At 63.0% G+C, this 10,555-nt stretch carries 15 protein-coding genes; 14 read left to right on the plus strand and 1 reads right to left on the minus strand.

Translation table 11 applies throughout. From position 1 onward, the window contains the following. Positions 1–279: 279 nt before the first annotated feature. On the plus strand, positions 280–1,161 hold the full coding sequence (locus BHD06_RS00620) for a LysR family transcriptional regulator (protein ID WP_080455534.1): 882 nt from the start codon (positions 280–282) through the stop codon (positions 1,159–1,161). Further along, the gene (locus BHD06_RS00625) at positions 1,158–2,051 is read left to right on the plus strand and encodes a DMT family transporter (RefSeq protein ID WP_080455048.1); all 894 of its coding nucleotides are present in this window, start codon (positions 1,158–1,160) and stop codon (positions 2,049–2,051) included. Before BHD06_RS00620 ends, BHD06_RS00625 begins: the two co-directional genes overlap by 4 nt. 60 nt (positions 2,052–2,111) lie before the next feature. Here BHD06_RS00625 and BHD06_RS00630 read toward each other — a convergent pair whose 3' ends face one another. After that, complete coding sequence (locus BHD06_RS00630) at positions 2,112–2,447, minus strand: metalloregulator ArsR/SmtB family transcription factor (protein ID WP_080455535.1); 336 nt, start codon at positions 2,445–2,447, stop codon at positions 2,112–2,114. Between the two features lie 179 nt (positions 2,448–2,626). Here BHD06_RS00630 and BHD06_RS00635 point away from each other — a divergent pair, with 179 nt between their 5' ends. The 12 genes from BHD06_RS00635 (at position 2,627) to BHD06_RS23535 (ending at position 10,538) form a co-directional block, all read left to right on the plus strand. Beyond that, entirely contained in the window at positions 2,627–3,040 is a 414-nt protein-coding gene (locus BHD06_RS00635) for a universal stress protein (RefSeq protein WP_080455049.1), read from the plus strand. A gap of 202 nt (positions 3,041–3,242) precedes the next feature. Then, the gene (locus BHD06_RS00640; RefSeq protein ID WP_080455050.1) at positions 3,243–3,584 is read left to right on the plus strand and encodes an AtpZ/AtpI family protein; all 342 of its coding nucleotides are present in this window, start codon (positions 3,243–3,245) and stop codon (positions 3,582–3,584) included. Next, positions 3,574–4,332, plus strand: a complete 759-nt coding sequence (locus BHD06_RS00645; protein ID WP_080455051.1) for a F0F1 ATP synthase subunit A — start codon at positions 3,574–3,576, stop codon at positions 4,330–4,332. The genes BHD06_RS00640 and BHD06_RS00645 overlap by 11 nt, the downstream gene beginning before the upstream one ends. 101 nt (positions 4,333–4,433) lie before the next feature. Further along, positions 4,434–4,670, plus strand: a complete 237-nt coding sequence (locus BHD06_RS00650) for a F0F1 ATP synthase subunit C (protein ID WP_009816528.1) — start codon at positions 4,434–4,436, stop codon at positions 4,668–4,670. A gap of 86 nt (positions 4,671–4,756) precedes the next feature. Further along, entirely contained in the window at positions 4,757–5,278 is a 522-nt protein-coding gene (locus BHD06_RS00655; protein WP_080455052.1) for a F0F1 ATP synthase subunit B', read from the plus strand. 5 nt (positions 5,279–5,283) lie between these two features. After that, entirely contained in the window at positions 5,284–5,844 is a 561-nt protein-coding gene (locus tag BHD06_RS00660; protein WP_080455536.1) for a F0F1 ATP synthase subunit B, read from the plus strand. 348 nt (positions 5,845–6,192) lie between these two features. Then, the gene (gene sdhC / locus BHD06_RS00665) at positions 6,193–6,576 is read left to right on the plus strand and encodes a succinate dehydrogenase, cytochrome b556 subunit (RefSeq protein WP_080455053.1); all 384 of its coding nucleotides are present in this window, start codon (positions 6,193–6,195) and stop codon (positions 6,574–6,576) included. 10 nt (positions 6,577–6,586) lie between these two features. Further along, positions 6,587–6,958, plus strand: coding sequence for a succinate dehydrogenase, hydrophobic membrane anchor protein (sdhD, locus tag BHD06_RS00670; protein WP_080455054.1), 372 nt, complete (start codon positions 6,587–6,589; stop codon positions 6,956–6,958). A 12-nt stretch (positions 6,959–6,970) separates the two neighbouring features. Then, a complete protein-coding gene (gene sdhA, locus BHD06_RS00675; protein ID WP_080455055.1) occupies positions 6,971–8,773 on the plus strand; it encodes a succinate dehydrogenase flavoprotein subunit in 1,803 nt (600 codons plus the stop codon). 11 nt (positions 8,774–8,784) lie between these two features. Continuing rightward, the gene (locus tag BHD06_RS00680) at positions 8,785–9,564 is read left to right on the plus strand and encodes a succinate dehydrogenase iron-sulfur subunit (RefSeq protein WP_080455056.1); all 780 of its coding nucleotides are present in this window, start codon (positions 8,785–8,787) and stop codon (positions 9,562–9,564) included. Positions 9,565–9,584: 20 nt separating this feature from the next. Beyond that, positions 9,585–10,292, plus strand: a complete 708-nt coding sequence (locus tag BHD06_RS00685; RefSeq protein ID WP_080455057.1) for a ZIP family metal transporter — start codon at positions 9,585–9,587, stop codon at positions 10,290–10,292. A gap of 96 nt (positions 10,293–10,388) precedes the next feature. Next, positions 10,389–10,538 carry a hypothetical protein gene (locus BHD06_RS23535; protein WP_176214244.1) on the plus strand — a complete coding sequence of 50 codons (150 nt, stop codon included), beginning with the start codon at positions 10,389–10,391 and terminating at the stop codon, positions 10,536–10,538. Positions 10,539–10,555: the final 17 nt, after the last annotated feature.

Consider the following 10,555-nt stretch of genomic DNA (forward strand, 5'->3'; position numbering starts at 1 on the left):
CGGGCTCCTTCGCCGGTTAACTCATCTGTCACCCGATATAGGGGCAACGGTTCAAACGATAAACGCCCCCGTGGGCGCAACGCGCTGACGGGGGGCGATCCCAGACCGCGCCCGGGACCGGAAGCATGCGGCTTCCGGGGTGTTGGGGTGGCGTTTACGCGCGCGGGCCGGGGGAGTCAAGCGCGGGGGCAGGGCCGTTGTGGTTTGCGCGCGAACGTATAGATTGAACGGCGGCCTTTCATGTTGAGAGATGCACAGAAAGCGAGGATGCGGGCGGTGATGGACAATTGGGACGAGGTGCGGACCGCCTATAACGTGGCGCGCGTGGGTACGGTGAGCGGGGCGGCGGAGGTGCTGGGCGTCCACCATGCCACCGTGATCCGCCATATCGACGCGCTGGAGGAGCGGCTGGGGGTGAAGCTGTTTCAGCGCCATGCGCGGGGCTATACGCCGACCGAGGCGGGCGGTGACCTGCTGCGCGTAGCGCAGGCGACAGACGATCAGTTCAACCAATTGGCGGGGCGGATCAAGGGGCGCGGCAATGACGTGTCGGGCGAGTTGGTCGTGACATCCATTGGCGGGCTGAGCCATCTGCTGGCCCCGGTGCTGGCGGAGTTTCAGCAGGGCTATCCCGAACTGGTGGTGCGCTACCTGACCGGGGATCGCCTGTTTCGGCTGGAATATGGCGAGGCGCATGTGGCCATTCGGGCAGGCAGTGTGCCCGATCAGCCCGACAACGTGGTGCAGCCGTTCTTTCATCAGCAGTTCACGCTCTATGCCAGCGAGGGCTACGCGGCGCGGCACGGGCTGCCCGGGGGCTGCGAGGAATTCGGGCAGCACCGCTTTATCGGGGCGGATGACCCCAAGACGCGCGCACCGTTTTACCGGTGGTTGCAGGACAATGTACCGGGCGAGAATATCGTGTTCCGCTCGGGCGACGTGCATGCGCAGCGCAACGCGATCCTTGCAGGGGCGGGGATCGGGTTTACCTCGGTGTTGCAGGCGAAAGAGGTGCCGGGGCTGGTGCAGGTGATGCCGCCCAGGCCGGAATGGGCGGCGCCGCTGTGGCTGGTGACCCATATGGATCTGCACCGCACCACCAAGGTGCAGGCGTTTCTCACGTTTCTCAAGGCGCGCGCGGGCGCGTGGCAGACCGGATGAGCGGGGCGTTGCGCGGGCATCTGGCGATGCTCTGCTTCTCGGGTCTGGTGGCGGGGTCCTTCGCGCTGGGCGCGATGGCGACGCCGCATATCGCGCCCGCAGCCCTCAATGCTCCGCGCTTTGTGCTGGCCGCGATGGTCGTGGGGGCGGTGGCCGCACTCGGCCCCGGCATTCCGCGCACCACCTGGCGCGCGCCCTGGCGGTATCTGCTGCTGGGTGGCGCGATGGGGCTTTATTTCGTTCTGATGTTCGAGGGGCTCAAAACAGCGGCGCCGGTTTCTGCCTCGGCCGTTTTCACCCTGACGCCGATCGTGTCGGGGCTGGCGGGCTATGTGCTCTTGCGCCAGATCACCACGCCGCGCATGGCGCTGGCGCTGGCGGTTGGGGCGGCGGGGGCACTCTGGGTGATTTTCCGGGCCGATCCGGTGGCGCTGATGGCCTTCGAGATCGGGCGCGGCGAGGCGATTTTCTTCTGGGGCTGCGTGGCACATGCGGTCTATACGCCGCTGGTGCGGCGGCTCAACCGAGGCGAGACGCCGGTGGCGTTTTCCTTTGGCACGATGATCGGCGCGGCGCTGCTGGTGACGGCGGCGGGCTGGTCCGAGATCCGCGCGACCGATTGGGCGGCGCTGCCCGGCATTGTCTGGATCACGCTGGTTTACACGGCGGTTTGCGCGACGGCGATGTCCTTCGTGTTGTTGCAATATGCCAGCCTCAACCTGCCGAGCGCCAAGGTCATGGCCTATACCTATCTGGTGCCAACATGGGTGGCGCTGTGGCAGGTGGCGCTGGGCCATGCGCTGCCGCCGGTGATGGTGCTGGGTGGCGTCGGGCTGACGGTGCTGGCGCTGGTGCTGCTCTTGAAGGACGAGAGCGCAGCCCTCAGATAACGCCGCCCGCGCGCAGATCGGCGCGCAATTGGCGCAGTTCCGGGGTAAAGGTTGTGGGCGTCAGGTGTCATCGGGCAGTTCCGTGCGCAGGAACCGCTCGAACGCGTCGAGATGCACCGCCTCGAACTGGCCGAAACCCTGCATCCAGATCGAGGCGTCGCGCAGCGCGTCGGGCTCCAGCCTGCACCAGACCACGCGGCCGCGCCGTTCCTGACTGATCAGACCGGCGCGGCTGAGGATGCCGAGATGCTTGGAAATCGCGGCGAGGCTCATCTCGAACGGCTCGGCCACGTCCGTCACGGCCATGTCATCCTCAAGCAGCATCGACAGGATCGCGCGCCGGGTCGGGTCGGCGAGGGCGGCGAAAACACTGTCGAGGGCGGGGGATTTGTCCATGCCGCTTATAGGCCCGAGCGCGCCCCGCGCGTCAACGGCGATCACGGGCGGGGCCACACTAAACGCGCCATTTTTCCGGGTTCTTTGGCCGGAAAAGGGGTTTGATCTGGGACAAAGCAATGTCAGGCTGGCCCCATTAGGTTCAAACAGCGACCCAAGGAAACGCGAAAGGAAAGAATATGTTCTCCAAAATCATGGTTCCCGTCGATCTGGTTCACAAGGATACGTTGGGCAAGGCGCTCGATGTGGCCGGGGACATGGCCAAGCGCCATGGCGCGTCGATCGACGTGGTCAGCGTGGGCGGTGAACTGCCTGGCCAGTTGGGTCACACGCCGCAGGAATTCGGCGACCGCCTGCAGGGCTTTGCGGATGAGCTGCGCGAGAAATACGGCGTCACCGTCAAGGCCGACCCGCTGATGGCGCATGATCCGGCGGTCGAGACCAATGCCGAACTGATGAAGGCAATCGAAAAGACCGGGGCCGATCTGGTGATCATGGCCAGCCACAAGCCCGGCTTTCTGGAGCATATCTTCAGCTCGCATGGCGGCTATATCGCGCAGCATGCGCAGTGCTCGGTTTTCGTGGTGCGTTGATACTCAACCGCAAAGTTGAATATGGGCAAACCGCCTCATTGTTCCGGTGGGGCGGTTGCGGTAGAAGGGCGCTGCTGCTTCTTTATGGAAAAAATACTCATTTAAACAATGACTTGAGCCTGCGCCACGCTGGCGCGTATGGCGCTTGACTCACGCGGCCCCGCGCCATAGCAAAGGCGCAACATTCCGAAGGGGGCGTGGCGTGACCGATCCCGAGCAGAGCAAGCGACTGGCCGAGCTGGACGCGAGGATTGCCAAGCTCAAGGGCAAGGATGCGCCGAGGCCCCATCAGGAAGAACATTATTCACAGGCGCAGCTTGCCTGGCGGATGGTGATCGAACTGGTGGCCGGTCTTCTGATCGGCTTTGGCATGGGATACGGGTTGGATCAGCTGTTTGGCACCATTCCGATATTCCTTGTCATATTCACATTTCTGGGCCTCGCGGCGGGCGTCAAGACGATGATGCGCAGCGCCGAGGAGATCCGACGCGACGCGATGACGCCCGGGACGGGTGCGGAAGAGAGGGACAAGGATGGCGACTGAAGCGCATGGGGCCGGCGAAGGCGGGCTTGCTTTTCACCCGATGGATCAGTTCCTGGTCAAGCCGCTCTTTGGTGACGGCGAGGTGGGGATGTTCACGCTCACCAACGCGACATTCTGGATGGCGCTGACCATTCTGGCGATCTTTGCGCTTCTGGTCATGGGCACGTCGGGCCGCGCCACGATCCCGTCGCGGATGCAGTCGGTGGCCGAGCTGGCCTACGAGTTCGTGCGCAAGATGGTCGTGGATGTGGCGGGGAAAGAGGCGCTGGTGTTCTTCCCCTATATCATGACGCTGTTCATGTTCATCGTCTTTGCCAATTTCCTGGGGCTGTTGCCGATGGCGTTCACCACCACCAGCCATATCGCGGTGACGGCGGTTCTGGCGGTGATGGTCTTCCTGACGGTGACGATCCTCGGTTTCGTCAAGAACGGCGCGGCCTTCCTGAGCCTCTTTTGGGTCAGTTCCGCGCCGCTGGCGCTGCGGCCCATCCTGGCGGTGATCGAGCTGATTTCCTATTTCGTGCGCCCGGTCAGCCACTCCATTCGTCTGGCGGGCAACATGATGGCCGGTCACGCGGTGATCAAGGTTTTCGCGGGCTTCAGCCAAGTGGCGATGATCGCGCCGCTGTCGATCCTCGCGGTGTCGGCGATGTACGGGCTCGAAGTGCTGGTGTCCTTCATCCAGGCCTATGTCTTTACCATCCTCACCTGCGTCTATCTCAAGGACGCGCTGCATCCGCATCACTGAGGGGGTGGGGCTCGTTCACCATCAGAACAACCAGACGACGGCGGGTTCGCCCGCCTGACGACCAACCTAGCAATGCCAATTCCAACGTAAGGAGACATCTCATGGAAGGCGATATCGCACAACTGGGTCAATTCATCGGTGCAGGCCTCGCAGGCATCGGTTCGGGTGCTGCCGCGATCGGTGTGGGCCACGTGGCCGGCAATTTCCTCGCGGGCGCACTGCGCAACCCGTCGGCTGCCGCCGGTCAGACCGCGACGCTGTTCATCGGCATCGCATTCGCCGAAGCCCTGGGGATCTTCTCGTTCCTCATCGCGCTTCTGCTGATGTTCGCCGTCTGAGCCTTACGGGTATCTGATCCTTACGGCCGGAGGGCGGCGATGCGCCGCCTTCCGGTGTAACCGGAACATTCCCCAGGGAGGACGACATGGCGAGCGAAACGCAAGGGGCCGAGGCCGCAACGGGCTTGCCTCAGCTCGATATCACGACATTCTCCAACCAGATCTTCTGGCTGCTGGTGTCATTGGTCGTGATCTACTTCATCCTGTCGCGCGTGGCCCTGCCGCGCATCGCGGCAGTGCTGGCCGAGCGTCAGGGGACGATCACCAACGATCTTGCCGCCGCCGAAGACCTCAAGGCCAAGGCCGTCGAGGCCGAGGAGGCCTACAACAAGGCGCTGGCCGATGCCCGTGCCGAGGCGCAGAAGATCATCGCCGAGACCAGGGCCGAGATCAAAGCCGATCTCGACAAGGCCAATGAAAAGGCCGATGCCGAGATCGCGGAGCGGACCGCCGAGGGCGAAAAGAAGCTGGCGGAGATCCGTGAAAGCGCCATGGAGAGCGTGCGCGAGGTGGCCAAGGGCACGGCTGCCGAGATCGTCTCGGCCATGGGTGGCAAGGCCGATGGTCGCACCGTCAACGCGGCGATCAACGCCCGGATGAAAGGATGACTGCCATGCGCAAGCTGACCCTGACCGTCGCCGCATCCGCGATCGCCAGCCCGGCGCTGGCCGCTTCGGGCCCGTTCTTTTCGCTGAGCAACACGGATTTCGTGGTGCTTTTAGCGTTCCTGCTGTTCGTCGGTTTCCTGACCTACATGAAGGTGCCGGGCCTGATCGGCAAGAAGCTGGACGAGCGGGCGGACGGCATCAAGTCCGAACTCGACGAGGCGCGCGCGCTGCGTGAAGAGGCACAGACTCTGCTGGCAAGCTATGAGCGCAAGCAGAAGGACGTGCACGATCAGGCCGAGCGGATCATCGCGCAGGCCAAGGAGGAGGCGACCCAAGCCGCCACCGAGGCAAAGGACGAGATCAAGGCCTCGATCGCGCGCCGTTTGCAAGCCGCCGAAGACCAGATCCGGAGCGCCGAGGCGCGGGCGATCCGGGACGTGCGGGACCAGGCGGTGACTGTCGCCGTGGCCGCCGCGCGCGACGTGATCGCCAAGCAGATGACCGCAGCCGAGGGCAATACGCTGATCGACAATGGCATTGCCGAGGTTGAAGCGAAACTGCACTGAGCCGTTCGATGCTGAATTTGAAGGGCCCGGTCCGACGTCGGACCGGGCCTTTTCTGTGCGTCGCAGGGATGTGATCACAAAATCACGGAATAAAAGTGCCTATTGGCGAATATGATCGCATGTCGCGCAGAGACTCACCGGGGAGTCGCGCCATGAAATGGGCCAAGCGCATCTTAATTGTGATCACACGATTATTTATGTGATCACAAAGATAAAGTTTTTGCGGCGAATTGCCCTGATTGAGGGGAAATCTGGTCTGTTGCAGGTGACAGCGCCCTGAAAAAGTTTCAAAACGGGTGCAGCTTGAGCCGGCGCATGCGCCGCCGCCATCTGTAAAGGAGGTTCTCCATGGCCGAAACCGAACAGGTAGAACGCCCACTGTCCCCGCATTTGCAGGTCTACCGCCCGCAGTTGACCTCGATCACCTCGATCCTGACGCGGATCACCGGCAACGCGCTGATCGTGGCGGCGCTCTTGATCGTGTGGTGGCTACTGGCGGCCTCGACCTCGGACGACTATTTCGCGATGGCCGATGCAGTCCTGACCTCGTGGTTCGGCGATCTGGTGATGACGCTGTCGCTCTGGGCGATCTGGTATCACTATCTGGCGGGGCTGCGGCATTTCTATTTCGACGCAGGCAAGGGCCTCGACATTCCCACGGCGGAAAAGCTGGGATGGGGCTGCATCATCGGCTCGGTCGTGCTGACCGTTATTACGCTGTTCTTGGTCTGAGGAGGGAAAAATGCGTTATCTGACCGCACGTAAACGGGCCGAGGGCAAAGGTGCATCCGGCACCGGCACGGAGCATTTCTGGTACATGAAGATGTCGGGCGTGGGGCTCGCGATCATCACCCCGGTGTTTCTGGTGGCCTTCGGGCGCGCGCTGGGTGGCGACCGCGCCGAGGTGCTGGAAGCCTTTTCGCATCCCGGCATGGCGATCCTGACCGGCCTCGTGATCTTTTTCGGATTGCGCCATTACGCGGGCGGCGCGCAGACGATGATCGAGGATTATGCCCATGGCACGATGCGCCGGGCCCTGATTATCGCCGTGACCGTACTAAGTTACGGAATGATCGCCACCGGGCTTTTCGCCCTTGCCAAGATCGCGCTGTGAGGACCTGAATAAATGGCTGCTTATGAATACGAGACGCATGATTACGACGTCGTGGTTGTGGGGGCCGGTGGGGCCGGTCTGCGCGCCACGCTCGGCATGGCTGAACAGGGCCTGCGCACCGCCTGCGTGACCAAGGTCTTTCCGACCCGTTCGCACACGGTGGCCGCACAGGGCGGTATCGCGGCGAGCCTTGGCAACATGGGCCCCGACAGCTGGCAATGGCATATGTATGACACGGTCAAGGGGTCGGATTGGCTGGGCGACACGGATGCGATGGAATATCTGGCGCGCGAGGCCCCCAAGGCGGTCTATGAGCTGGAGCATTACGGTGTGCCGTTCTCGCGCACCGAAGAGGGCAAGATCTATCAGCGTCCCTTTGGCGGGCATACGACCGAATTTGGTGAAGGCCCCCCGGTGCAGCGCACCTGTGCCGCCGCCGACCGCACCGGCCACGCCATCCTGCACACGCTTTACGGGCAGAGCCTGAAGGAAAAGGCCGAGTTCTACATCGAGTATTTCGCGATTGACCTGATCATGACCGATGGGGCCTGCACCGGCGTCGTCTGCTGGAAGCTGGACGATGGCACGATGCATGTCTTCAACGCCAAGACGGTGGTTCTGGCGACAGGCGGTTATGGCCGGGCGTATTTCAGCGCGACGAGCGCGCATACCTGTACCGGGGATGGTAACGGCATGGTGGCTCGGGCGGGTCTGCCGCTTCAGGATATGGAGTTTGTGCAGTTCCACCCGACGGGCATTTTCGGGGCAGGGTGCCTCATTACCGAGGGCGCGCGCGGCGAGGGCGGGTATCTGACCAATTCCGAGGGCGAGCGGTTCATGGAACGCTATGCGCCCAACTACAAGGATCTGGCCCCGCGCGACTATGTCAGCCGCTGCATGACGATGGAAATCCGCGAGGGGCGCGGTGTCGGGCCGGGGGGCGATCACATCCACCTGAACCTGAGTCATCTGCCGCCCGAGGCGCTGCACCTGCGCCTGCCCGGCATTTCCGAGAGCGCGCGTATCTTTGCCGGGGTCGACGTGACCAAGGAGCCGATCCCGGTGCTGCCTACGGTGCATTACAACATGGGCGGCATTCCGGCGAATTACTGGGGCGAGGTGATCAACCCCACCAAGGACGACCCGCATGCGGTGGTGCCCGGTCTGATGGCCGTGGGCGAGGCGGCCTGTGCCTCGGTGCATGGGGCGAACCGGCTGGGCTCGAATTCGCTCATTGACCTTGTGGTGTTTGGCCGTGCGGCGGCCATTCGCGCAGGAAAAGTGGTGGATGCCGAAAGCGCGGTGCCCGCGACCAATGTGGCCGAGGTGGATCGCGCGCTTGATCGCTTTGACACGCTGCGCCACGCGGATGGCGCGGTGCCGACCGCCGATCTGCGGCTGGAGATGCAAAAGACCATGCAGGCGGATGCCGCCGTCTTCCGCACCTCCAAGACGCTGGCCGAGGGGGTTGAGAAGATGAAGGGCGTCGCCGCCAAGATGGGTGATATCAAGGTCACCGATCGCAGCCTTGTGTGGAACAGCGACCTGATGGAGACGCTGGAGCTGACCAACCTGATGCCCTGTGCGCTGGCGACGATCTTTGGTGCCGAGGCGCGGCACGAAAGCCGGGGCGCGCACGCGCATGAGGATTTCAGCACCCGCGACGATAAGAACTGGCGCGTGCACACGATTGCGCGGATCGGCGCCACGGATGTCGATCTGAGCTATCGCCCGATCATCGAAGACCCGATTACGCCTGAGAAGCAGGGCGGCATCAGCCTCAAGAAGATCGCGCCCAAAGAGCGCACGTTCTAAGGAGACGTATCATGGTTCAACTGACACTCCCCAAGAATTCGCGCATGATCACGGGCAAGACCTGGCCCAAGCCCGACACCGGCGGCACGATGCGCAAGTTCCAGATCTATCGCTGGACGCCCGATGACGGGCAGAACCCGCGGGTCGATACCTATTTCGTCGATCTCGACGATTGCGGGCCGATGGTTCTGGATGCGCTGATCTATATCAAGAACAAGATCGACCCGACGCTGACCTTTCGCCGGTCCTGCCGCGAGGGGATTTGCGGCTCTTGCGCGATGAATATCGACGGGATCAACACGCTCGCGTGCATCTACGGCATGGACGAGATCAAGGGCGATGTGAAGATCTACCCGCTGCCGCATATGCCGGTGGTCAAGGATCTGATCCCGGACCTCACGCATTTCTATGCGCAGCATGAGAGCATCATGCCGTGGCTTGAGACCAAGACCAACCGGCCCGCGAAGGAGTGGAAGCAGTCGATCGAGGATCGTGGAAAGCTCGACGGGCTGTATGAGTGCGTGATGTGCGCGTGTTGTTCCACGTCCTGCCCGTCCTATTGGTGGAACGGCGATAAATACCTTGGACCGGCGGCGCTGTTGCACGCCTATCGCTGGATCATCGATTCTCGCGATGAGGCGACGGGCGAGCGGCTCGATGATCTGGAAGATCCGTTCAAGCTCTATCGATGCCACACGATCATGAACTGCACCAAGACCTGCCCCAAGGGGCTAAACCCGGCCAAGGCGATTGCAGAGATCAAGAAGATGATGGTCGAGCGGCACGTGTGAGGCTGGTGTAGTGTCGCAGCATGGCTGATATCTGGTCTGCGCTGCTCCTGACGCTGATGGCGGGGGCGGCGATGCCGATCGGGGCGGTGCTTGCCTTGTCGGCAACCTGCCGCAAGCTGCCGGACGAGGTGACGAATGGCATCATGGCCTTCGGTGGCGGGGCGCTCTTGGCCGCCATCGCGCTGGTGCTGGTCCCGCATGGCCAGGAGGATCTGTCTGCGCCGGTCGCGCTGCTGGCCTTTGCGGCGGGTGGTGTGACCTTCTTTGGCATTGATCGTCGGCTGGAGGCCGGGGACGGGCGCGGGGCGCAGCTTCTGGCGATGCTGCTGGATTATCTGCCCGAGGCGATGGCCATCGGGGCCTTGCTGTCGGCGCAGAAAGAGCGTGCCTTTCTTCTGGCCGGTCTGATCTTTCTGCAGAACCTGCCCGAAGGCTTTGCCGCGTTCCGCGAGATCGTCAGGGGCGGGGCGGTCAGGGGCGCGCGGATTGTGTTGCTGTTTGTCGGCCTTGCCCTTCTTGGCCCCGCCTGTGCCGCCATCGGGTTTACCTTTCTGGCAGAGATGCCGGATGTGCTGGGCTTCATCATGCTGTTTGCGGCTGGCGGTATCCTCTACCTGATCTTTCAGGACGTGGCACCCGAGTCGCATGAGGGGCAGGCGTGGTCCCCTGCGCTGGGCGCGGTGCTGGGGTTCAGTCTCGGGTTGTGGGGCGATTTGATGATCGGGTGAGTTGCAAATCCTGCATGGCCAGAATGCAGGTTTGTCGGTTTTTCGCCGCAGCGCAGAAGACTACCTGTGACCTGTCCGAAAAATGGAGAAAAGATTATGGCTTACCCAGCAGAGAATCCTGTGACCCCGATCCCTGCGCTGCCCGATTGGGTCGATGCCTATTACACCCCCGAGGCCCCGGCGAACAGGCCCGAGGCCCCGACCCTGAGCCTGCTGGAGCAGATGTACGCCTATTACGACGCGTGACATGAGGCTCACGCAGA

The sequence above is a fragment of the Roseovarius sp. A-2 genome, from assembly GCF_002072155.1.
GTDB lineage: Bacteria > Pseudomonadota > Alphaproteobacteria > Rhodobacterales > Rhodobacteraceae > Roseovarius.